The organism is Bacillus sp. SD088, assembly GCF_017355205.1.
GTDB lineage: Bacteria > Bacillota > Bacilli > Bacillales > Bacillaceae_C > Lederbergia.
Genome location: NZ_JADIJK010000012.1, coordinates 70,554 through 94,382 on the forward strand (window position 1 = coordinate 70,554; position 23,829 = coordinate 94,382).

The 23,829-nt window shown below is 39.4% G+C and carries 24 protein-coding genes and 1 pseudogene; 22 read left to right on the top strand and 3 right to left on the bottom strand.

Annotated elements, in window-relative coordinates:
- Positions 1-5 precede the first annotated feature (5 nt).
- From ureE to IPU53_RS12150, 13 genes are all read left to right on the top strand, one after another.
- Complete coding sequence (gene ureE / locus IPU53_RS12090; protein ID WP_207451019.1) at positions 6-461, top strand: urease accessory protein UreE; 456 nt, start codon at positions 6-8, stop codon at positions 459-461.
- Positions 454-1,137 (top strand): urease accessory protein UreF, encoded by a 684-nt coding sequence (locus tag IPU53_RS12095; protein ID WP_207451021.1) that lies wholly within the window; start codon positions 454-456, stop codon positions 1,135-1,137. Before ureE ends, IPU53_RS12095 begins: the two co-directional genes overlap by 8 nt.
- A gap of 36 nt (positions 1,138-1,173) precedes the next feature.
- Positions 1,174-1,794, top strand: coding sequence for an urease accessory protein UreG (gene ureG, locus IPU53_RS12100; RefSeq protein ID WP_207451023.1), 621 nt, complete (start codon positions 1,174-1,176; stop codon positions 1,792-1,794).
- Positions 1,787-2,611 carry an urease accessory protein UreD gene (locus tag IPU53_RS12105; RefSeq protein WP_207451025.1) on the top strand — a complete coding sequence of 275 codons (825 nt, stop codon included), beginning with the start codon at positions 1,787-1,789 and terminating at the stop codon, positions 2,609-2,611. The genes ureG and IPU53_RS12105 overlap by 8 nt, the downstream gene beginning before the upstream one ends.
- 118 nt (positions 2,612-2,729) lie before the next feature.
- Entirely contained in the window at positions 2,730-4,340 is a 1,611-nt protein-coding gene (locus IPU53_RS12110) for an ABC transporter substrate-binding protein (RefSeq protein WP_242698248.1), read from the top strand.
- Between the two features lie 156 nt (positions 4,341-4,496).
- Positions 4,497-5,348 (top strand): ABC transporter permease, encoded by an 852-nt coding sequence (locus IPU53_RS12115; protein WP_242698249.1) that lies wholly within the window; start codon positions 4,497-4,499, stop codon positions 5,346-5,348.
- Positions 5,345-6,190, top strand: coding sequence for an ABC transporter permease (locus tag IPU53_RS12120; protein ID WP_207451027.1), 846 nt, complete (start codon positions 5,345-5,347; stop codon positions 6,188-6,190). Before IPU53_RS12115 ends, IPU53_RS12120 begins: the two co-directional genes overlap by 4 nt.
- Before the next feature lie 14 nt (positions 6,191-6,204).
- Positions 6,205-7,170 (top strand): ABC transporter ATP-binding protein, encoded by a 966-nt coding sequence (locus IPU53_RS12125; protein WP_313886480.1) that lies wholly within the window; start codon positions 6,205-6,207, stop codon positions 7,168-7,170.
- Entirely contained in the window at positions 7,163-7,768 is a 606-nt protein-coding gene (locus IPU53_RS12130; protein ID WP_207451029.1) for an ABC transporter ATP-binding protein, read from the top strand. Before IPU53_RS12125 ends, IPU53_RS12130 begins: the two co-directional genes overlap by 8 nt.
- Positions 7,769-7,990: 222 nt before the next feature.
- Positions 7,991-8,440 (top strand): HicA family toxin-antitoxin system, encoded by a 450-nt coding sequence (locus tag IPU53_RS12135; RefSeq protein ID WP_207451031.1) that lies wholly within the window; start codon positions 7,991-7,993, stop codon positions 8,438-8,440.
- A 118-nt stretch (positions 8,441-8,558) separates the two neighbouring features.
- The gene (locus IPU53_RS12140; RefSeq protein ID WP_207451033.1) at positions 8,559-9,422 is read left to right on the top strand and encodes a hypothetical protein; all 864 of its coding nucleotides are present in this window, start codon (positions 8,559-8,561) and stop codon (positions 9,420-9,422) included.
- 174 nt (positions 9,423-9,596) lie between these two features.
- Positions 9,597-10,775, top strand: a complete 1,179-nt coding sequence (gene norA, locus IPU53_RS12145) for a multidrug efflux MFS transporter NorA (RefSeq protein WP_207451153.1) — start codon at positions 9,597-9,599, stop codon at positions 10,773-10,775.
- Positions 10,776-10,835: 60 nt separating this feature from the next.
- The gene (locus IPU53_RS12150) at positions 10,836-11,081 is read left to right on the top strand and encodes a YkuS family protein (protein WP_242698250.1); all 246 of its coding nucleotides are present in this window, start codon (positions 10,836-10,838) and stop codon (positions 11,079-11,081) included.
- 225 nt (positions 11,082-11,306) lie between these two features.
- Here IPU53_RS12150 and IPU53_RS12155 read toward each other — a convergent pair whose 3' ends face one another.
- Both IPU53_RS12155 and IPU53_RS24980 read right to left on the bottom strand, forming a co-directional pair.
- Positions 11,307-11,990 (bottom strand): FAD-dependent oxidoreductase, encoded by a 684-nt coding sequence (locus IPU53_RS12155; protein WP_242698251.1) that lies wholly within the window; start codon positions 11,988-11,990, stop codon positions 11,307-11,309.
- Positions 11,980-12,405 (bottom strand): annotated as a pseudogene (locus IPU53_RS24980) (FAD-dependent oxidoreductase); the annotation flags it as partial. The gene IPU53_RS12155 and the pseudogene IPU53_RS24980, both read right to left, overlap by 11 nt.
- A gap of 455 nt (positions 12,406-12,860) precedes the next feature.
- Here IPU53_RS24980 and IPU53_RS12160 point away from each other — a divergent pair.
- The 9 genes from IPU53_RS12160 to IPU53_RS12200 all read left to right on the top strand — a co-directional run bounded on the left by IPU53_RS12160 (position 12,861) and on the right by IPU53_RS12200 (position 22,350).
- Positions 12,861-14,240, top strand: coding sequence for a sulfatase (locus IPU53_RS12160; protein WP_207451040.1), 1,380 nt, complete (start codon positions 12,861-12,863; stop codon positions 14,238-14,240).
- Positions 14,241-14,399: 159 nt separating this feature from the next.
- Positions 14,400-16,343, top strand: a complete 1,944-nt coding sequence (locus tag IPU53_RS12165) for an ABC transporter substrate-binding protein (RefSeq protein ID WP_207451041.1) — start codon at positions 14,400-14,402, stop codon at positions 16,341-16,343.
- 72 nt (positions 16,344-16,415) lie between these two features.
- A complete protein-coding gene (locus IPU53_RS12170) occupies positions 16,416-17,414 on the top strand; it encodes an ABC transporter permease (protein WP_207451043.1) in 999 nt (332 codons plus the stop codon).
- Positions 17,411-18,559, top strand: a complete 1,149-nt coding sequence (locus tag IPU53_RS12175) for an ABC transporter permease (protein ID WP_313886481.1) — start codon at positions 17,411-17,413, stop codon at positions 18,557-18,559. The genes IPU53_RS12170 and IPU53_RS12175 overlap by 4 nt, the downstream gene beginning before the upstream one ends.
- Positions 18,560-18,574: 15 nt before the next feature.
- Complete coding sequence (locus IPU53_RS12180; protein ID WP_207451045.1) at positions 18,575-19,666, top strand: ABC transporter ATP-binding protein; 1,092 nt, start codon at positions 18,575-18,577, stop codon at positions 19,664-19,666.
- Complete coding sequence (locus tag IPU53_RS12185) at positions 19,656-20,669, top strand: ABC transporter ATP-binding protein (RefSeq protein WP_207451047.1); 1,014 nt, start codon at positions 19,656-19,658, stop codon at positions 20,667-20,669. The genes IPU53_RS12180 and IPU53_RS12185 overlap by 11 nt, the downstream gene beginning before the upstream one ends.
- Positions 20,666-21,046 carry a hypothetical protein gene (locus IPU53_RS12190; protein WP_207451049.1) on the top strand — a complete coding sequence of 127 codons (381 nt, stop codon included), beginning with the start codon at positions 20,666-20,668 and terminating at the stop codon, positions 21,044-21,046. Before IPU53_RS12185 ends, IPU53_RS12190 begins: the two co-directional genes overlap by 4 nt.
- On the top strand, positions 21,039-21,503 hold the full coding sequence (locus IPU53_RS12195) for a hypothetical protein (RefSeq protein ID WP_207451051.1): 465 nt from the start codon (positions 21,039-21,041) through the stop codon (positions 21,501-21,503). Before IPU53_RS12190 ends, IPU53_RS12195 begins: the two co-directional genes overlap by 8 nt.
- 13 nt (positions 21,504-21,516) lie before the next feature.
- Complete coding sequence (locus IPU53_RS12200; protein WP_207451053.1) at positions 21,517-22,350, top strand: sugar phosphate isomerase/epimerase family protein; 834 nt, start codon at positions 21,517-21,519, stop codon at positions 22,348-22,350.
- Between the two features lie 514 nt (positions 22,351-22,864).
- Here IPU53_RS12200 and IPU53_RS12205 read toward each other — a convergent pair.
- Positions 22,865-23,698, bottom strand: a complete 834-nt coding sequence (locus IPU53_RS12205) for a phytanoyl-CoA dioxygenase family protein (protein WP_207451055.1) — start codon at positions 23,696-23,698, stop codon at positions 22,865-22,867.
- Positions 23,699-23,829: the final 131 nt, after the last annotated feature.

The following is a 23,829-nucleotide window of genomic DNA, read 5'->3' on the forward strand; positions in this document are numbered from 1 at the left end:
AAAAAATGATCATTGAAAAAGTGATAACAAATCTTGATGCTTTAGGACAGGATGAAATTAAACGACGTCATATGGAAAAGGTTTATCTTGAAAGCGCCCATTTAGTAAAAAGAATTCAGCGGGTCAAAACAGACCATGGTCGAGAATTAGGAATTCGTTTAACTGAACCACGTGATTTGGAAGCTGGGGATGTGTTGTATATGGATGATCAAAATATGATTGTCATCGATGTTCTTTCTGATGATTTATTAATTATCCGTCCCCGCTCCATTAATGAAATGGGAAATATTGCTCATCAATTAGGTAATCGTCATCTACCTGCTCAATTTGAAGGAGATGAAATGCTTATCCAATACGATTATCTCGTAGAAGAATTATTAGAAGAATTAAGGATTCCTTTTACGCGTGAAGAAAGAAAAGTAAAACAGGCATTTCGCCATATTGGGCATAGTCATGAATAATGCCTTAACATTGTTTCAATTATGTGATTCAAATTTCCCGACAGGGGCTTTCAGCCATTCATTTGGTCTTGAGAGTTATATTCAAAAGGGGACTGTTCATAATGCAGATACCTTTTCTGAATGGCTTCAAGTCTATTTACATGAACAGCTTGTTTATTCCGATGGACTCGCTGCTGCCCTTGTATATGATGCATTGGAGCAAGATGATTTAGAAACGGTATGGAAATTTGATCGTTTACTAACTGTGCAAAACCTTGCTAGAGAAACGCGGGAAGGCACCCAGCGGATTGGGGAAAGATTATTAAAAATCACTGAAACTTTGTACGAAGCACCGATTTTAGCGATTTATCAAGATCGAATTAAAAAGAAACAATCATATGGACACCCTGCTATCATATTTATTATGGTAGGCCATTTCTTACGCGTAGAGAAAGATACCATTCTTTTATATTATTTGTATTCTACTATCGCAGGCCTTGTTCAAAATGCTGTCCGGGCCATTCCGCTCGGACAAACAACAGGACAAAAAGTTATTTATAGCTTTCAAACCCAGTTAACCGAGGCAGTAAGGGAGATCAACAATCTAAAGGAAGAAGATTTTGGGGTTGTTTCTCCCGGACTAGAATTATCGCAAATGCAACATGAAAGAGTGAATATTCGAATCTTTATGTCATAAATGATTTATTTTTAAAGAGAAGGATGTGTAATATAGATGAAAACAATTAAAATTGGAATAGGTGGACCTGTTGGTGCAGGAAAAACGATGTTAGTTGAAAAGTTAACTCGCCATTTACATGATGAAATTAGTATGGCGGTCATTACAAATGATATTTACACAAAGGAAGATGCGAAATTCCTAGTGAAAAATGGAATTCTACCAGAAGATCGAATCATTGGAGTGGAAACGGGGGGATGCCCGCATACGGCAATCCGAGAAGATGCTTCGATGAACTTTGCTGCGATTGAGGAATTAGAAGAGAAACATCCAGATGTCGAACTTATTTTTGTTGAAAGTGGCGGAGATAATTTAGCTGCTACCTTTAGTCCTGAATTGGTTGATTTCTCCATCTACATTATTGATGTAGCTCAAGGAGAAAAGATTCCACGTAAAGGTGGACAAGGGATGATCAAATCGGATTTATTCATTATTAATAAGACAGATCTAGCCCCTTATGTGGGAGCGAGCTTGGAAGTAATGGAATCTGATACAAAAGTATTCCGTGGTGATAAACCATTTGTATTCACGAATTTAAAAGATAATCAGGGGCTTGATCAAGTGATAGACTGGATAGTAAAGGATGTTCTCTTAAAGGACCTAGAACAGAATGGCTGATTGGACAGGAATCCTTCAGCTTGACGTAGAAAATCGTCAAGGAAAATCCGTTACAAAAAACTTGTATTTTCAAGGGGCGTTTAAAATTATGCGCCCCGTCTATCATCAACAATCAAAGCATCCTTGTTACTATATTTTAAATCCCGGTGGCGGTTATTTAAATGGTGATACCTATCAAATGAAGGTGTCTGTCCAAGAACAGGCAAAAGTCACTCTCACGACTCAATCAGCCACCAAAATATATAAAACACCAAGCAAGCATGCTTATCAAGAAACAGAAATTCATCTTAAGCAAGGGAGTTATTTAGAGTATTTACCTGACCCGTTAATCGCTTATAAAAATGCCCGTTACGTACAAAAGAATATTGTCTATATGGAAAAAGGGGCCGAATTTTTATATACGGATATATTAACGCCGGGGTGGTCACCAGAAGGAACACACTTCAGCTACGAGTCACTTCGACTGGTTAACAAAATATATGTAAATGATGAGATCGTTGTCTTTGATCACCTTCATCTAGCTCCAAAGGAAAAGCCGATGAATGGACTTGGGCATATGGAAGGTTATACACATTTAGGATCCCTAATTGCAATAAGTGAAAAAGTGAATGATGAATTCATCGAAACATTATATAACACAATCGACCAAATGGATGGAGACTTTAGAGCTGGCATTTCTAGACTTACTACAGAAGGACTATCTATTCGAATAATGGCCAATTCTACCCAATTGATTGAACGTATCATTACAGCTTGCCATCATGCAATAAGTTTGGAATGGTTCCAATCAAAACCAAGCTTCCTAAGAAAATATTAAATTAAAATGCGGAAGACGGCTGAGAGCGCAACGTCTTGTTGCGACGCCGTTCTGATCCGCTTTCTGCAGGCTTACGTACAACTACAGAGATAACTAGTACATTAAGGGAGGGGACTAGATGAAAAAGGTTCATGCTATGAAAGTTTTATTGTTGTTTTTCTTCCTTATTCTTTTGGCGTCTTGCAGCCATTCAGGCGACACTCATTCAGCGACACCAAAATCATCCGATAAGGATGTAAAGGACGAATTAACACTAGCAATCGGTGGTGAACCAGATGAGGGGTTCGATCCCACTACTGGTTGGGGACGTTATGGTTCACCACTTTTTCAAAGCACATTACTCACTTTTGACAAAGATTTTGAAATTCAAAATGACTTAGCTGTGAAGTATGAGATTAGTGAGGATGGCTTAGAATGGACGGTGAACATTCGCGATGATGTGAAGTTTTCCGATGGAGAGCCACTGACAGCTAAGGATGTTGTCTTTACATTTAACACCGCTAAATCAAGTGCTTCCATTGTTGACCTGACAAATTTAGAAAAAGTGAAGGCTTTGGATGACCAATCGATTCAATTTAAGTTAAAGCATCCACAATCTACCTTTATCTATCTATTAGCTTCCATGGGAATTGTACCTGAACATGCTTATAATGATTCCTATAATGAGCATCCCATTGGTTCGGGTCCGTTTGAATTAGTCCAATGGAATAAAGGTCAGCAATTAATTGTCCAATCCAATCCCTATTATTATGGTAAACAGCCTTTCTTTAAAAAACTTACGTTTATTTTTTTATCAGAAGATGCTGTATTTGCGGCGGCTAAAGCAGGTGAAGTAGATGTCGCAGCTGTTACATCAGAATTTGCTGATGAAGATATAGCAGGACTGCATTTGGTAGAATTAGAGAGTGTTGATAACCGAGGGGTAATGCTTCCTTATGTGAAAGAGGAAAAATTAGAGGATGGTACTTTAATTGGAAATGATGTGACTGCCGATGAAGCGATTAGAAAAGCGCTAAATATTGCTGTGGATCGTAAGTCTCTAGTCAATGGCGTTTTAGATGGATATGGGACACCTGCTTATTCTGTTGCCGACCAATTACCTTGGTGGAATCCAGATACAATATTTGAAGATGGAAAGATGGATGCTGCTAAAGAGATGTTAGAAAATGCTGGTTGGAAGGAAAATAAGGAAGGCATTAGGGAAAAAGATGGTTTGAAAGCTGAATTAACCTTGCTTTATCCATCAGGCGATCAAATACGTCAATCCTTGTCATTAGCTTTTGCTGATATGGTACGTCCGTTGGGGATCTCAATTAAAACAGAAGATAAAAGTTGGAATGATTTAGAAAGGCTCATGCATGCCAACCCGGTGATGATGGGGTGGGGAAGTCATGATCCGTTGGAAATGTATGATATTTATAGTGGTGAAACAAGAGGACAGGGTTTTTACAATGCCAATTATTACTATAATTCAGTTGTAGATAAATATTTGAATAAAGCGATACAAGCGAATAATCAAGATGAAGCCAATGCGTTTTGGATGAAAGCTCAATGGGATGGAGAAACAGGTTTTTCTGTTGAAGGAGACGCACCTTGGGTGTGGTTAGTCAATCTTAAACATCTGTATTTTGTTCGTGATGATTTAGAAATCGGGGAGCAAAAAGTACAACCACATGGTCATGGGTGGCCTGTGACCGACTTTATCGAAGAATGGCAGTGGAAAGAATAAAAAGAATGGGAGGAATGGCTTATCAAACAAATAGCTGTGTTTGGCTTTCAGAAAATATTTAAACTAGTAACCTTACTTTTAGCAACGTGTTCAATATCTTTTATACTTGTTAGCCATTCCCCTATTGATCCAGTACAGACATATGTTGGGGCCGATATGATCCGAGTTAGTCCAGAGCAACGAGAAAACATTGCGGAATACTGGGGGTTAAATGACTCTCGTATCGAGCAATTTTTTAATTGGGGAAAAGCCGTTTTACACGGAAACCTTGGTACCTCTTTAATTTACCGAGCTCCAGTGGTGAGTGTGATTGGTGAACGTTTTGTCGCTTCTTTGTCCTTAATGGGGATTGCTTGGCTTTTGTCTGGTGTTATCGGTTTTATCTTGGGAATAATTGCTGGAATGCGAGAAGGAGCCATCTTGGATCGATTGATCAAAGGATATTGTTTCCTCCTCGCTTCCACTCCTGCTTTTTGGTTAGGATTATTGCTTTTAATCGTATTCTCCGTATGGTTAGGCTGGTTTCCAGTTGGGCTTGTATCCCCCGCGGGTGTTTTAACGGAAGATGTGTCTTTGGCTGAACGGTTACGGCATTTATTTTTACCGGCCTTAACACTTAGTATTTTAGGTGTAGCGAATGTAGCTTTACATACAAGGCAAAAATTAGTCGAAGTTTTGCAAAGTGAGTTTATTCGATTTGCCAGAGCAAAAGGTGAGCGAGGCTTCCTTTTGCTCTTTAGACATGGTATGCGGAATATTTCCCTTCCGGCGGTCTCCTTGCATTTTGCCTCTTTTGGTGAATTATTTGGCGGTGCTATTTTAGCGGAACAAGTATTTTCATTTCCAGGTCTTGGGCAAGCGATTGTACAGGCTGGTTTAGGGGGAGATGTTCCACTCCTTTTAGGGATTGTATTATTTAGTACTCTTTTTGTCTTTACTGGCAATCTGACGGCAGATCTATTATATCAATTCATTGACCCCCGATTAAGAAGGAGGGGAGGGAGATGAATTCACGTACATCTATTCCAAGAACAGGAAATATTCGTCGAAGGATAGTGGCCGTAGTATGTATCGCAACTATCCTATTAGTAAGCTTAATTGTAAGTGGATTCTTTATCGATTCAGACAAACTTGGGGTGAATTTAACAACAAAGAATAGTCCTCCTTCATGGGAGCATCCTTTTGGAACCGATTGGCTAGGAAGGGATATGTTAGCAAGGACATTGAAGGGTCTGTCTTTGAGTCTTGGGGTTGGCCTGTTAGCTGCGTTTGTAAGTACCCTGATTGCCCTTATATTAAGCATGCTCGCTTCAATAAATCAAAGGGTGGATGCCCTAGTGGCATGGGTGATTGACCTATTTCTTAGTGTGCCGCATATGGTCACCTTAATATTAATTTCCTTTGCGATAGGCGGAGGATTTAAAGGAGTGGTCATTGGATTGGCGCTTACGCATTGGCCGAGTCTGACACGATTGCTAAGGGCGGAAGTTTTGCAAATTACAACAACGGATTATGTGGCTGTTTCATTGAAGCTGGGGAATTCACGTTTATGGGCCGCGATCCATCATATTCTCCCACATATCATCCCGCAGCTTTTTGTTGGCTTTGTTTTACTCTTTCCTCATGCCATTTTACACGAAGCCGCTGTCACATTTTTGGGATTTGGTTTATCTTCAGAAACACCGGCTATTGGTATTATATTATCCGAAGCTATGCGCTACTTATCCACAGGTATGTGGTGGCTAGCCTTTTTTCCAGGAGTATCTTTATTAGTCATGGTAGGACTTTTTGATATAATCGGCCGAAATATTCGGAAATGGAATGATCCTTTCCATGGCAAAGGTTTTTAGGGAGAGGTGAGAGTGTGATTTCAAAGAAACGATCAATGATTGGAGAAGCACGGAAAGGGCCACCTTTATTTGAAGTGAAGCAGCTTTCGCTTGTCTTTCGTCAATATCAAAAAGGATGGCAGGAATCAAGAATTCAAGCTATTAGTAAGTTTGACTTAACGATCCACAAAAGAGAAATTGTGGCAATTGTTGGGGCAAGTGGATCAGGAAAAAGCTTACTAGCTAACGCTGTTTTAGGAATATTACCTGAAAATGCGGAAACAGGTGGAGTTATTTTGTACGAAGGGGAAGCCTTAACACCTAAAAGACAAGAAGACCTGAGAGGAAAAGAAATTGCCCTTATTCCACAATCAACGAATGCTCTTGATCCGTTAATGAAAGCGGGAAAACAGGTTCAAACGGTGATAAAGGGGAAAAACAAGAAAAAGATTCAACAGGAACTTTTTCGGAGAGTGGGATTAGCAAGTGAAGCAGGGGATCAGTATCCGTTTGAATTATCGGGAGGTATGGCAAGAAGAGTATTGGTGACTATAGCTATGGCTAGTCATGCTAAACTGATTATTGCAGATGAACCAACACCTGGATTGGATGAACATGCCCGAGATGAAACGATCCGATATATAAAGCAGTTAGCTAATGAAGGAAAAGGGGTTATGTTTATTACCCATGATATTATGGCAGCCCTAGAAATAGCGGACAAAATTGCTGTTTTTTATGCGGGCCAAACAGTTGAAATCGCCAATATTGAAGATTTTGCTGGAAAAGGGGAACGACTTCGACATCCCTATACAAAGGCATTATGGAATTCCCTTCCCCAGAATGAGTTTAAGCCATTACCAGGCTCTCAACCAGCAACAGGCACTACTTTAGATGGTTGTGTTTTTGCGTCAAAATGTCCACTGGCGACCACGATATGTAAACAAAAGCAACCACAAGATCGATCTTTGAATCATGGAATGGTGAGGTGCTTTCATGCTTAAAGCGAATGGAGTCGGTTATCATTATCCAAACCAAACCTGGTTATTTCGCCAGATCGATCTTCATGTTCACCCAGGCGAAGTAGTCGGCCTATTTGGAAAAAGTGGATCAGGAAAATCTACGTTAGCAAGAATAATGGCGGGTTTTTTAAAACAAAATCAGGGTAGTGTAACAGTAGATAATGTCCCTTACCCGATCAAGGGGGTACATCCCGTCCAATTAATCTTGCAGCATCCGGAAAAAGCTGTTAATCCGCGATGGAGAATGAGGAAGACCTTATCTGAAGGTGGTATTCCAGAAAAACCGCTTTTAAATGTTCTGGATATTCAAGAAGATTGGTTGTCTCGTTATCCAAGTGAAATATCGGGAGGAGAATTACAACGTTTTTGTCTGGCGCGAGCATTTAGGCCCGCAACAAAGTATTTAATTGCTGATGAAATAACAACAATGTTGGATGCTGTCAACCAAGCACAGATTTGGCAAACCGTTTTAGAGATAGCCAAACAGCGTGAGATTGGAATCCTTGCTATTAGTCATGATCAATATTTATTAAAAAGAATTAGTGATCGCATCATTCATTTTGATGAGCTCATTCAGTAAATTGTTTGAGCGGGAACTTTTTTAGGTTGTGGATAGAGGAAAGGAAATACAGTAGAGAACTTCCTTGTTTCATATACTTGAAAGGTGGAATGCTTGTTTCAGTTCCCCATATTTTGTATACTTTCCACGAACGAGAATAGAAAATCGATCTCCGGAAAAAATAATCTTAGATTGTCTATTAGAAATGTGAAAACTCCTACTGATTGTGAGGTGTATTGTAGAATGGACGATTTCAAAGTGAAGACCGTTTATGAAGAACGCACATATGAACGGCATCGTTTTAGTTTTTCCATAGGCGGTAGGGAATACGAAGGGAATTTCCATGAGGGGGAAATTCAATGGCTTCATCCCCATCCGAAACAAGATCTGAATGAAGATCAGTTACAATGGATTGAATCAGAGGTGCGTCGATTATTATCAGAGAATGAAGTGATAGATAATGCTGAAGAGTTAGATGGCCTCGAAGTTGAGCCAATGTTTCCGGATCAAGTCCATCAAGCTCATCAATTTAAGTTAAATATTGAAGGGGAACAATTCAAAGGAATGGTCCGGAATGGAAAGTTAGAATGGTTCCATCCCAAACCACGACGTAAACTGGCTAATGATAAAGTGGAAAAGGTAGAAAAGCAAATACAGGAAAAAGTAAAAAAGCAAATAGATGAAGAAGAGTAAAAAGCACAACCACTATCCCTTAAACTGGTCCGTGCATTAGCGGGCCTTTCTACATGAGCAAGTTTTGAAACTTTTTTTGTTTTAATTCGTAATCACCTTTATATCCGGGGGTGATGAGATGAGGAAATATATAGGCATTTTTATAATAATCTTCGGTGTTATAATCGCGATTGGGGCTTTAGCGGAATTCAGACATACACCTATTGCTTCCACCATTGCATTATTGGTCATTAGTTTCCCGCTTTATATTCTAGGACAGCTAGTTCGAACATCTAAAGTGGAAATGAAACGTAGTGGAATCCTTTGGCTCAAAATCTTTGTTTTTTGTTTGATCATACTTCCTCTTATTTTTTATTCCTATGAACTATACGAAGATATGAAATGGCAGGCGATTGATGATGGAAAATACATATTTTATAAACCAGGATCCAATGAATTCGGGAGTCTATCCTTACTATTTTTAATGGCCCTTTTTCTTTTAATTCCGATTAGGCTTTTTAGTCCTGAATTAAAGCGAAAACGATTAATGAGTACGATAATCATTATGACGATTTTCCTTTACGGTGGATTCCGGTATTACATGTGGTTAGATTACCGCGGAGTGCATCAAGAATTAGGCTTAATTTCCCAAAATTGGGCAGGGGAACAGATTGTTCAGTCTTTTAGTCAAATCGAAAGAATATACGTGGAACCAGGTTTATATCAAGCTAGTCTTGGTGATCCAACAGATGAAACGGAGTTTACATGGAAAATGATTTTTATGAATAAAAATGGGATGAGTACTACCTATTCATTTCGCAGTCTATCTAAAGATGTTTTGGGCAATGCCTTTCAAATGAAAGCTATTGCTGAGGAAGAGGATATTCCCTTCATTGTAAATAAGATGAGCAATAAGGAGCGCGAGTGGTTTGATCTTGAACTGGAATTAAAAAAATGGGAGAAGGAGCCATTTTATCTCTTCTTTGAAATTGAAGGGACATAATGCATTTAAAAGAAGAAGTTTATTGGCTTTTTCGCTATTATACCCAACAAAATCCTAACGAAGTTTTTGCACCCGGGTTAAATATCAACCTTCCCCACTTCTTAAATATTGACTCTATAGATACTGAAGAGATATAGTATTTTAGATACAATTCAACAAGAGGGAGAAAGAATGATGGAAGAGAGAAAATTTACACTACCCATTTTATTAATAAATTTATTTATCGCATTTTTAGGAATTGGGCTTGTGATCCCTGTAATGCCAACGCTTATGAACGAACTAGGTATTTCCGGCTCTGTTGTTGGATATATGGTTGCTGCCTTTGCCATTTCCCAGTTGGTCATGTCCCCGTTTTCGGGACGATGGGTTGATCAGTTTGGACGGAAGAAAATGATTGTGATTGGGTTGTTATTTTTTAGTGTTTCCGAATTATTATTCGCGGTTGGGCAGGAGCTGATCGTGTTATTTTTTTCTCGTATTTTAGGTGGAGTGAGTGCGGCTTTTATTATGCCAGCTGTAACGGCGTTTATAGCAGATATCACAACAGTGGAAACTCGATCAAAGGCATTAGGTTATATGTCAGCAGCTATATCGACAGGTTTTATTGTTGGACCAGGTGTTGGAGGGTTCCTTGCGGAAATTGGCACGCGAATTCCATTTTTCTCCGCATCGCTTCTTGCTTTTATTGCGGCCATTTTTTCTGTAGTTATGCTTCGGGAACCAGAGCGAAATCAAGATGAACAGAAGCAAGAGCAGAAGCCAGGATTTAAACGTGTATTTGCGCCGATTTATTTTATTCCCTTTATGATCATTATGATTTTTTCTTTTGGGTTAGCGTCGTTTGAGTCGATTTTTAGTTTATTTGTTGATCATAAATTTAGCTTTACTCCGAAGGATATAGCGATCGTCATTACTGGTGGAGCCCTCCTAGGAGCTGTTGCACAAGTGATTCTATTTGATCGTCTAACAAAATATATCGGGGAAATACGCCTTATTTTGTTTAGTTTGATTTTTTCCGCGCTCCTTGTTTTTTTGATTACCATTGTGAAAACGTATATGAGTATTTTGTTTGTCACCATCATTCTCTTTGTAGGTTTTGATTTAATGCGCCCAGCCGTCACCTCTTACTTATCAAAAGTTGCCGGTGATGAGCAAGGGTTTGCGGGGGGAATGAATTCCATGTTCACGAGTATCGGCAATATCCTTGGTCCGATTATCGGCGGGATGCTCTTTGATGTAAATTTAGATTATCCTTTCTATTTTTCAACGATCATTTTGGTAATCGGCGTTGTCCTTTCTTTAAAGTGGAAAAAACCAGAATCGATTGATGAACCGCAATTTTTAAATGAGTAAATCCCTTTATCACGGGAATACTAACCTTTCCAACTAATTATTAAAATAAAAGGGAAGGTGATGGAATTGGCAAAAATTGCTGTAGAAACGCCACTTGAAGATGTGAAACATGCTCTAGAACAAAAGGGGCATGAAGTCTTTATGTTTACAAATGAGGAAGAAGCAAAAGGATCCAATCTTGCGGTTGTTCGAAGTTTAAATGAAATTGATGCAGCAGCTGAGCAGTTTGATTTTCCATTTGTGAGCATGGAAGGCATGTCTGTAGAGCAAATTGTTGAAGATGTAGAGCAAAGATTACATCGATAAGAAGAAGAGGCTGGGACAAAAGTGTTTTTACTAAAGAAAAAAACGAACTAGTATGGTGCATATACTTGCTCCGGAAATGCGGGCGAGTGGCAAGACTTCTCAGGCTTCGCCTTCCGGAGTCTTGCCGAATTCTCACTTCCCGCAGGATCTACGTATATTTCCTCCTCTAAGGAAATACATTGTTCGTCTTTGGGGTTAGCATTTTAGTTATGTCTCAGTCTCTTTTCAATTAGAAATATCATTAGAGTCTACCTTTTTTAAATCTTGTACGGCAGGACCGGTTACTACTTTTCCGGTGCTATTAAAAATAGAGCCATGGCAAGGGCAATCCCATGTGTGATCACCATCATTCCAGTGCACCTCACATCCCAAATGGGTACAAGCAAGGTCTAAATAATGGATATCCCCATTTTGATCTTTAAATAGGCCAATTTGTTGGTCATCGATTTCAACGGTTGCTGCTTGGTTCTTTTTTAAATGCGCTGCTTTTGTTTGTAAAGAGGAATCTTCTTTCTCGTCATTATTTTGCAATCGATTTGCAGCAAAAATTTCTTGGTATGGGTTTTTCTGTTCCATGATTAAGTTGCAGATTAATTTTGCGCCAACTGCAGCATTGGTTAATCCCCATTTATTTAATCCGGTAATGGTATAGATATTCTCATCCTCTGAAGCGAGATATCCCATTAATGGACGACGATCCTCAGTAACCAAATCATGCTCGGACCAATATGAGCAGACCTCAGAAGAACTGAATGTTTGTTCTGCAAACTTAGCTAATTGCTGGTAGCGATCAGAGGTGGAATGTTGATCTCCGGTTTTGTGTGTTTCCCCGCCAACTAGGAGATACTCCTCATCATTTACCTTGGTGTGGCGAATGCTTCGTACTGAGCGGTCCACATTAATATACATGCCACCTGGAAAATCTTGAGGATAACGTAGCGCTAATAAATGATGTGACAGGTTGCAAATGTTTTGCATAAAAGGAATCGGGATCATAGGTCGGAAAAAGAGTTGTGAATACAACATGTTTACTTGTCACCGTATAGTCCGAATTAGTCGATAAATGGATGCGATTTCCTTCTTTTTTTAAATCTGTCACCATGGTATCCTGGTAGACGCTTCCCCCTAGTTGATCAATCTCTTTTAGCACTCCCAATGAAAATTTAACCGGATTAAATTGGGCCTTATCTTTCATAATTAAGGCGGAATGTACATCCAAATCAAGAGGACAGTCCATTTGTAGGCCACCAAGAATAGAAAGCTTCTTATAAGCCGCAGCCTCTTTTTCTAATGGTTGTACTTCCTCCTTTGTTTGAGCATAGACATAGGCATTGGAGCTTCTTCTAGTTGGGAATCCTTCGGTTTGCTAAATATATTCCATAAAAAATAAAGAGAAAAACAGATAATCAAAATGATATCCAAGAAATTGGCTGGATAAACCATATGAATTGTCCTAATCGACCATGACTTATGGGGATCCCCTTAGTAAAATGAAAAATAAGTTTAAGAGGGTGTTCAAAAAGTCCGGTAAAAATGACACAGCGGGATAAATGATATCGACACGTTCTGTCGAACATCGAAGCTACCTCAATACACGCAAGTCCGCTCCTTGGAAAAGAAACCCACTTTTCCTTCGTGCGATACAGATTCAGGGAAGCTTTCCCTTGTGCGAAAGCAGGATGTACGAGTGTCGGACGCTAGCGATTGTTGTCAGCATAGCTGTCGACTGGTTCTTTTGAACACACATTTTTAAGTATGTTTACAACAAGGAGGAGCAAAATGAAATTAATTTTTATTTCTCTAGATACTTTACGGGCGGATCGTTTAGGTTGTTATGGTTATCACCTCCCGACTAGCCCTTATTTGGATAAAATTGCGCATGAAGGTGTACTTTTTGAAAACGCTTTCTCCTCGGACATACCGACAGAGGTTGCCCATACAAGTATTTTTACTGGGAAGGTTGGATTAACGACTGGGGTTGTTTCACATGGATCTGCATCAACCTATTTACCTAAGAATCAGCAATGGCTCCCTAGTTTATTACAGCAAAATGGTTTTACCACTGGGGCTGTTGATAATATGTACAATTTAAAAGAATGGTTCGCAAGGGGGTATCGTTATTATATTAATGCGAAGCAACCTACCAGATGGATTGATGGGAAAAATATCAACTCATTGGCGAAACCGTGGATCAAAGAGCATAAAGATGAGGATTTTTTCCTTTTTCTTCATTATTGGGATCCACATACTCCCTATTTACCACCTAAGAGCTATATTCCGGCTTTTTATGACCAAACGAAGGATCCATATAACCCTGCGAATAAAAGTATGGAAGCAGCGTTTAATCATGCTGCCTATCCATTTTTTAAATATCATCATTATGATTTACTTGGTGGCATTACCGATACAGACTATGTAAATGCATTATATGATGCGGAAGTCCGTTATTTAGATGATTTATTAAAAGATTTAGATAGGTTTTTGGAGGAAGAAGGCATAATAGAGGACACACTGCTCGTTTTATTCGGCGATCATGGGGAGAGTCTGACAGAACATGATATTTATTGGGACCATTGTGGTTTGTATGAACAAACGGTTCATATACCTCTGATTATGCGTTGGCCAGGCCAACTCCCAACCAATAAGAAGGTTCAATCCCTCGTTCAACATGTGGATATTATGCCAACTATATTAGAATGGCTACAGCGGGATATTCCAAATGATCTGGATGGTAAGAGTCTTATCCCATTAATAGAGGGAACGAGTGACAAGCATCATCAAGAAATTTTTCTAAGTGAATGTGCTTGGCAAGCAGCTAGAGGCATTCGAACCGCACGATTTAAATATATTGAAACCTATGATGCTGGTCCTTTTACCCGCCCGCCTGCAGAACTATATGACCTCCTAATTGATCCTGATGAAACGACGAATCTTGTCGATTCTCTCTCAGACCAAGCAAAGATCTTTCATACTCGCTTGCATACCTGGGTAAAGGGGAAGATTGGAGAGCAGGAGGATCCAATGCAATATATTTTAAGAACAGAAGGACTTCCATTTAAACGAAGGATCAAAAAGGTTTTAGAAGAATATGGATTGGATTGGGATGAGTGGAAGGAAAATCCTAGAAGAGAGCGCATTGATAGAGGTGTGAAAAGTTAGGCTTTGGAAAAATTGAAATAGATGGAACAATTTCCTAACAAGTTTTGTTGGGAAATTTCTATTATATACATTTAAATAAAAAAAGGAGGAATTTGACAGAAAATGTCGGAATATTGCGTTAAAATATTATCCAAAAAAATGTTGTAAAGGAGGAAGGAAATGAAAGTCTCGTTTAGATTACTTTTCATCTTTTTACTCGTATTATCAATGGTCATTAGCGGCTGTTCTTCAAAAAGCGATCCAACCACCTCTGAAAAAGATGCTGAGAAAGAGGGGAATACGGAGAACGTGGAAGAAAACGTGGTGGATGTAACAGAGATTACAGAGTTTAAACAGGCACCGATGCTTGATGAAATGGACCTCCCACCGGTCGAAGAGCGACTACCGAAGGAACCTAAGATTCCCAATGAATTACCACCTGATCAGCTTACTGTTGAAATAGGAAAATATGGTGGGACTTTGAACACTGTTGCTCAAAGTATAGATTGGGATCCTGATTTATTTGTTATGAATAATGAACCGCTCTTAAATACACCGGGAATTCTAGGCGAAGAGATAACGGGGAATGTACTGAAAGATTATGAAGTTTCCGATGATGAAAAAGAATTTACATTTTATATGAGAGAGGGATTGCGTTGGTCTGATGGTGAACCGGTTACAACGGAAGATGTGAGATTTGCTATTGAAGATGTTCAGTTCAATGAAGAGATTACATCAATTTTACCAGGATGGCTTCATTCGGGAGGAAATGTAGATGGCTCACCTATGAAATTAGATGTTATCGATGATTATACCTTTAAAATTTCTTTTGATGAAGCAAATGGCGGCTTTCCGATTAGCTTGGCGATCCAAAACTGGCGCGGCTATGCTGATTTATTAAAACCAGCTCATTATTTAAAGAAATTCCATAAAGATTATGCAGACCCCAAAGAATTGGAAGAAAGCATTAAAGAAAATAATTTTGATGAAGGAGAAGACACGGATTGGGTTAATAATTTTACCTATCTGGATATTACAGAAAGGGAACTGAATCATTCCAATGCGGCAGATTTTCCTGTTTTGTATCCGTGGTTACCAAAAGAAAAGACAAAAACGCATGTGACCTATGAACGAAATCCTTATTATTTCAAAGTAGATGCAGAAGGGAATCAACTTCCCTATATTGACAGCCTGAAGAGTGCGATTGTGCAGGATACAGAAGTAACGGCTTTAAAAGTTATTGCTGGAGAAGTAGACTTCAACCGTGAAGCAACTGCCTTAACGAAAATGCCTGTTTATCGTGAAAATGCTGAGAAGGGTGGATATAAAGCGATTTTAGCAGATATGCATCTAACCCCGACAGACGTGTTCTTAAATATGACTTATGATGATCCTGTCTGGCGCGAAGTTGTTCAGGATTTACGCTTTAGACAAGCGCTTAATTATGCGATTGACCGTGATGAAATTATTGACACCCTCTATTATGGGTTTGCTGAGCCTTCTACGATGATTGACAGCACGCTTGATATTGCTAAGGCAAATGAGTTGTTAGATGAAATGGGGATGGAAAAAGACCAGGACGGATATCGAAAAGGGCCGGATGGCAAGCGATTTACAATTCCATTTGAAGTACAAGCAGCAGCACCTGATATTGTACCACTAGCAGAATTGCTGACAGAAATGTGGAAAGAAATTGGCATCCATGTCACTGTCAAAACGATTGATTCGAGCCTCCATGGGAACAAAAATGAGGCGAATGAGCTACAAGCATCGATTATGTGGACGCATACCCCACTCTATTATATGCAGGATTTAGGAACGGGCTTTTGGGGAAGGATGTGGCATGACTGGTGGAAATCTGGTGGAACAAAAGGGGAAGAACCACCTGAGAATGTGAAGAGATTTTATGACTTAATGGATGAGATGAACGTCAGTGGACCAGAAAGAGCGGTAGAAATAATGGATGAATTACGGCAAGAAATGAACGAAAATATATACTATTTTGTCCATATTGAGCATGCAAAGCAACCGTTAATTGTCAATGCAAATTTAGGAAATGTAACAGATGATGGTTTGGCGATTGCGATTAACTTTGCTGGTGAACAAATGTTTTTTAAAGAATAATGCTATAGAACATAGGTAGCTCTATTTACAATAAAGCTACCTAAGTTCCTTCCTAAAAGAGGATAGGATAGGATGTTAAATTATATTGGGCATCGTGTATTACAATTGATCCCGCTAATCATCGCCATTAGTATTATATCTTTTGCGCTAATTCAATTACCTCCCGGTGATTATCTGACAACCTATATTAATCAGCTGGAGTTGTCAGGAACGGAAGTATCTGAAGGAACGATTATGAGTTTACAGAGACAATATGGGCTTGATAAGCCGATATATACCCAATATTTTATATGGATCAAGAATATTATTTTCCATGGTGATTTTGGCCGATCCTTTACTTGGAATGAACCTGTAAAAGATGTGATTGGCGAGAGGTTAGGATTAACAATCGTGATTTCGATTCTAACATTAATTTTAACGTGGATTATCGCAATACCTATCGGAATTTACTCAGCGATCCGCCAATATTCAATCTTTGATTATATTTTTACATTCATTGGTTTTATTGGACTGGCTATTCCGAATTTCTTAATTGCTTTATTTGTCATTTACACCGTGTTTGTTAATACGGGAGTGGCTATTACGGGCTTATTTTCTCCTGAATATGTGTCAGCACCGTGGAGCATCGACAAGATTTTAGATATGTTACAAAGAATTTGGGTACCCGTTCTTATCATCGCTGTTTCAGGAACGGCCGGTTTAATCCGTGTGATGCGGGGCATGCTTCTGGACGAATTACAAAAGCAGTACGTGATTACCGCAAGAGCAAAGGGAGTAAAGGAGAAAAAGCTATTGTTTAAATATCCTGTTCGTATGGCCATCAATCCAATTATTAGCACAATTGGATGGACACTTCCTGCCATTATATCAGGAGAAGCGATCGTATCGATTGTTTTAAATCTACCAACAACAGGGCCAATGTTATTGGAGGCCTTAATGAATCAGGATATGTATTTAGCTGGAAGCTTTATCCTGCTACTAAGTATTCTAACGATCATTGGCACATTAATATCTGATATTTTACTAGCCTGGTTAGATCCTAGAATAAGATTTGGAGGGGTGGAAGAGTGAATCCTGAAATCTCTACGAATAATCAACAAATGCCTGTTCAGCCTAATCAAAATGCAGATGAACATTATGAGGTCGCTTCTCAATGGAAACTAATGTGGTTGAAATTTAAAAAGCATAAATTAGCGATTATTTCTGCACCTATTTTGCTTGTTTTATTAATTTTAGCAGCATTTGCTGAATTTTTAAGTCCGCATGTTCCAGCAGAGCGATTTTCTGATTATAAGTATGCACCTCCACAAACTTTGCATTTTGTCCATCCGGAAAATGGGTTTAGCTTACGTCCCTTTGTCTTTGATCTAAAAGAAGAAATGGATCAGGAAACATTTCGGAAAAATTTTACAGAAGATGAGTCCAAAGCGTATTATCTTCATTTTTTCGCAAAAGGAACGGAATATAAATTTTGGGGATTATTTAAAACCAATCGTCATATTATTGGCTTAGAAGAGGCGGATGCTCCCTTTTTTCTCATGGGGACAGATTCGCTTGGACGAGATTTATTCAGTAGAATTTTACATGGCTCAAGAATTTCCCTTTCTTTTGCCTTTTTAGGGATTATCCTTGTGGTTATTCTTGGGGTTGTCCTTGGAGGGATTTCCGGTTATTTTGGTGGAGTTACGGATACAATCATTCAGCGTTTAATCGATTTATTAATGTGTATTCCAACAATCCCGTTGTGGATGGCGTTAGCTGCTGCCTTACCATCAAGCTGGTCGCCAAGCCAAATTTATTTAGGTATGGTCATGATCTTATCAATTATTGGTTGGACAGGGCTTGCGAGGGTTGTCCGTGGGAAAATACTTTCTCTACGAGAAGAGGATTTTACAATGGCAGCAAGACTTGCCGGGGCAAGTAATTTTCGAATTATTATGAAGCATCTAGTCCCATCCTTTGCGAGTTATATCATTATTAATGTCACGATTTCCATTCCCGCAACCATTTTGGGAGAAACTTCTTTGAGTTTCTTAGGTCTTGGTTTACAGGCGCCTGTAGTAAGTTGGGGAGTGTTATTAGGAGAATCGCAGAAACTGGAGAATTTAGCGCATCACCCTTGGTTATTATGGCCAGCAGCTTTTATCATTGTGGCTGTGTTAGTGTTTAATTTCCTTGGTGATGGTTTACGCGACGCGGCAGATCCTTATAAATAGAGGAGTGAGCGAGGAATGAGGAAAAAGCAGGTTGTACTGGAAAAGACATCAACAATAGATTCGACGATTCATCAGGATGATGAGGTTATTTTAGAGGTTACCAATTTAAATGTTCATTTTCCATTAGAGGAAGGGATTTTGGAGGCGGTAAGTGGAGTTGATTTTAAATTAAAGAAGAAAAAAACGCTAGGTATTGTTGGAGAAAGTGGAAGTGGAAAAAGTGTTGCTACAAAAGCAATTCTTCAAATCGTTGATACTCCAGGGAAAATTGCCGATGGAGATATTCTTTTTCGAAGACATGAAAATCAAGAAGAGATTGTGAATATCGCAAAGCTCCATCCGAGAGGAAAAGAAATAAGAGAGATACGTGGTGGGGAAATTGCGGTCATTTTTCAAGAACCTATGAAGGCGTTTTCTCCCATCTACACCATTGGTAATCAATTGGTTGAGGCCATCCTTTTGCATGTTACAAAGGATGAAATGGAAGCTAAAAAAGTTGCCATAGATACATTAAAAAAAGTAGGGATGTCGAATCCCGAACAAAGAATGGACCAATATCCACATGAATTGTCAGGTGGAATGAGACAAAGGGCAATGATTGCGATGTCGCTTTGTTGTAATCCCTCGATCTTGATTGCGGATGAACCAACAACAGCCTTAGATGTAACGGTACAAGCGCAGGTATTAAATTTAATTAATCAACTAAAAGAAGACTTTAATTCGGCTGTCATCTTTATTACCCATGATTTAGGTGTGATCGCTGAAATGTCCGACGAAGTTGCGGTTATGTATCTTGGCAAAGTAGTGGAATATACAGATGTCGACACATTGTTTTTTGGAGCCTTACACCCATATACACAAGGATTACTGCGGTCGATCCCAACAGTGGGAAAAGCAAATCAACCATTAGAATCTATCGAGGGGATTGTTCCGATTCCAATTAATCTACCAAAGGGTTGCGGATTTTATTCTAGATGTCAGCTTGCTGAGGATGGTTTATGCAATGTGGCAGACATTCCACTTGTTGAAGTTAAGGATGGTCATTATGTAAGATGTGTCAAAGTAAATCCAAATGAAAGGGAAGGGGGGCAAAAAAATGGAGAATAAGATATTGGAAGTAGAATCATTGAAAAAGTTTTTCCCGATTAAAAAGGGTTTCTTTAAAAGAAGTGTCGGAGAAGTAAAGGCCGTAGACGATATATCCTTTTATGTAAGAGAGGGAGAGACTTTTGGGCTTGTAGGGGAGTCTGGCTGTGGAAAATCGACATTAGGAAAAGGTTTATTACGGGCTATTGAACCATCCAGTGGAGATGTGAAATTTAAAAACCGCCATGGTCAAACAGTTGATGTAACAACATTGGATTATAAAGGATTACGAGATATTAGAAGAGATATGCAAATGATTTTTCAAGACCCTTATTCTTCCTTAAACCCGAGAATGACAGTATTAAATATTATTGGGGAACCGTTAATTTGTAATGGAATAGCTAAAGGAGAGGCGTTGAAAACGAGAGTAAAAGAATTGATGGAAATTGTTGGATTAAATAGTCGTCATCTAGAAAGATATCCCCATGCCTTTAGCGGGGGGCAGCGTCAACGCATCGGAATTGCTCGTGCGCTTGCCACTAACCCAAAATTCATTGTCTGTGATGAGGCTGTTTCTGCGCTAGATGTATCCATACAAGCACAAATTATTAATCTCTTAGAAAATTTGCAGAAAGAATTCCATTTGAGCTATTTATTTATCTCTCATGACTTAGGGGTCATCGAGCATATTTCTGATCGGGTCGGTGTTATGTATGTCGGAAAGATGGTCGAAATGGCCAATACAAAGACCTTATTTTCAACGCCAAAGCATCCGTATACAGAGGCACTTTTATCCGCTAAACCTATTCCGAATCCTAGGGCGAAAAAGGAAAGGATTATTCTGAAAGGAGAAGTGGCTAACCCAGCAAAACCACCGACAGGCTGCTATTTCCATCCGCGCTGTCCTTATGCTAAAGAAATTTGTAAGCTAGAAAGCCCAGTCTTCCAGGAGATCAGCAAAGGACATCATGTAGCCTGCCATTTTGCAAAAGAATTAGATTTGAAAGGCTCTGTTGCCATATGATCCTTTTGCTTGTGTTGATTTATGCGCTTTCGCTTTTTCTTATCATGTTAGGCTCTATTTGGTCTATGAATACTTTTGCAAAGAAATATATTGGCCAAAAGCATCTCGTTTTAGAGGAGGTAGCAAATGGTGAGATTCCGGAGCAATGGTCCCGGCATTATCAAACGAAAATAAAGAAATTAGAGGCGAAAGGTAATACTGAGCGAATTTCCCATATACAACGGACAGCGCAAAAAACGTATGCAAAAAAATTACAGCGATTAGTGCATTATATCCAAAAGACGAATTTAGTGGATAGTGAAGAGACCCGTTCTACATTGCTTTCGGATCTTGAAAAAACACGTCAACAATGGAGGAATCAACTTCCAAATGAATAATAGCTCCAAAGGTCAAGAAATTTTACAAAAGCTAATAGTATTGGGGTTAACGACACTAACGGCAGGAATTGGATTGATTCTTTGGTTCATAATCAGAGATACATTGATGACGTACCTTTTGTACTTTTCGATCGATACTTGGAAGGTACCGGCAGTGGATAATTTTTCATTTGTGCTATTAGGGATTGGTTGGCTCATTTTTGTGTTAATTATGCATCATATTTTAACAAAAAGTCTGAAAAGGAACGGAGTATTTAGTACTTTTTTAATCATTTGCGGTTACCAAATTCTATTGTTATGTATTTGTAATGGCTCAAGATTATTACTAATCAACCATCCTGAGTGGTCCAGCATATTTCTTCGTGGAGGAGAACTGACGTTAAGCTTAGCGTGTTTGATCGGAGCTTATATATGGAGAATAAAGAAGCGATTCGGAAGTAGGGATGAGGCAAAATAATGGAGGGATATGAATGGATGTAGGCGTTGTGTCAAGAAGCTTTCCGCAATTGAGTAATAAGGAGACAGCTCAATTTTTAGCAAAAGAGGGCTTTAAATGGACAGAGCTATGTTTTTCACAAACCGATTCTAATTACTGGGTGTATAATGGCCGATCGAATTTAGAGACACTTACAAATAAAAAAAGTAAAGAGATTATCGATATTTATCAGGACCATGGGATTGAGGTAGTAGCGATTGGTGTATTTACGAATCTATTAGAGCGAAGCGAAAAGGAGGCGGAAGAGAATCTAGCTTATTTTCAGAGATTAATGGAAATTGCTTCTACGAATAACATTCCCTATGTCTCCACAGAGTGTGGATTTATCCCTGGGAAGAGAGGAATCAATGCGGACACTTATGAATCTGCTTTTGATCTGTTTAAAGATCGCTTAGGCCAGCTTGTGCAAAAGGCGGAGGAATATCATGTTTCAATTGCTTTGGAACCCTGTGTTTTAGATATTATCCCAAGCGCAAAGCGGACAGTAGATTTGATAGAACAAATTGGATCTAGTCATCTTAAGGTCCTTTTAGATCCAGCTAATTTGATTGCCAATCATTCAGAAGAAGATATGTTTCACTATTTATCTACTCATATTGCTTATTTTCATGGAAAGGATCGGAAAGTTAATGATGCATACGGACGTGCCATTGGGGATGGCGATATTGATTGGCCACTCTTTTTCCAGCTATATCATCAGTACACGGAAGGTATCCCTTTTATTATGGAATATGTGAACATAGATAATTGCTGTGCTATCCGAGATCGTGTCTTACAATTTAACAAAGAGGCTTTGGCGACCAAATAAGTGAAAGTGGGGGTTTTTCGACGCACAGGACGTGCTAGTGCAGACGTGGCGATTGTTGTCGCGAACTTAGACTGCTTCCTCATCCCCCACTGATTTCAGAGGAACAAAGGCTAAAATCGCGACATCCTGTCTGCAGACTCAAAGCACGACATTTTGTCGTTTCGCCCGCACTAGTACGTCCTGTACGTCGCTACGCCTTTGTGACCAACATCCTGTTGGCCTGAACCAATCGGGCTTTTACTCAAAAAGGCGGAAGTGCCTGTCCAGCGACGTACAAATTTAAAGGGTTCTGACGAGATAAAGGAAACACGATGAGCCCAAAGGACGAATCGATGTTGACTTACGCAAACAGAAATCGTAAATTTGCCAGTCGCTGAAGCTAGATTACGGCAGTGTATCCCCGCCTACGCTTCTCCGTATTCTCTAAAGCCTTGAGGTGGGGGGATTACTGCCCGTTAATGCGGGATAAGTAAGAAAGTAGGGATGTCGTGAAAAAGGACATCCCTTATGCGAATTATTGGGGAATAACGCTTTCCTTTCGATAAACAATAGGGAAATCATCGCCTGTTAAAATTTCACCTGGTTGCACAGTCACAAATGGCTCCATTGGATGTGCCCCAGTCGGTTCATAGCGTATATGACCTGGCATATAATGGACTGCGATGGCTCTCCGTTTCCGTTGTGAACGATTTGGTCCACTGCCGTGCCAAGTGAGACAATGATGGTAGCCTACCTGCCCTTTTTTGATTTCAAATGGAACCGCTTGGGTATTGACTCCCTCAGGCAGGCGTTCCGGTTGCTGATGACTAGGCTTATAATCAGCTGTATTGGTTAAGTAGGCTTGTTGGTCACCCCATTTATGGCTTTTCGGGACCATCCACATACAACCGTTTTCAACAGTGGCATCATCAAGGGCAACCCAAGCACTGACTAGATCAGCTGGTTGGATAATCGGCCAAGCTGGATGATCTTGATGCCAGTCTCCAGGTCCACCAATAACAGGTGGTTTGTATTGAACCTGATCATGCCAGATTCGGAGTGTATCTGTTTGACAGAGCTGAGCAACTTCTTCACATAGACGTTCATTAGCCGCGTGCTGGAAAAAGGCATCACTAACCATCCACATATTGACAATTTGAACAACGGTATCCTTTTTGGACATTTTCATGCCGAATTCAGAATCAGAGTTAGATAGATCGCGATTCAGCACGGGTTTTTTGACTGATTTCCCATCCAAAACAAGGTCTAATTGTTCACGTAACAAACTCACTTGATTATCATCCAGAATGACATCACCTTTGACAAAACCATCTTCTTCGAACTGCCGTAATTGCTCTGTACTTAACATGCTAGACATCCCTTTCCATTGGTTTTTTCAATCTCAAAAGATTGTACATTCATGATAACAGTCTAGTTTTTACTCTGTCTTTAGACTTTTCTAATAGAAGATTGCACATTTCACAGATCATATACGATTCT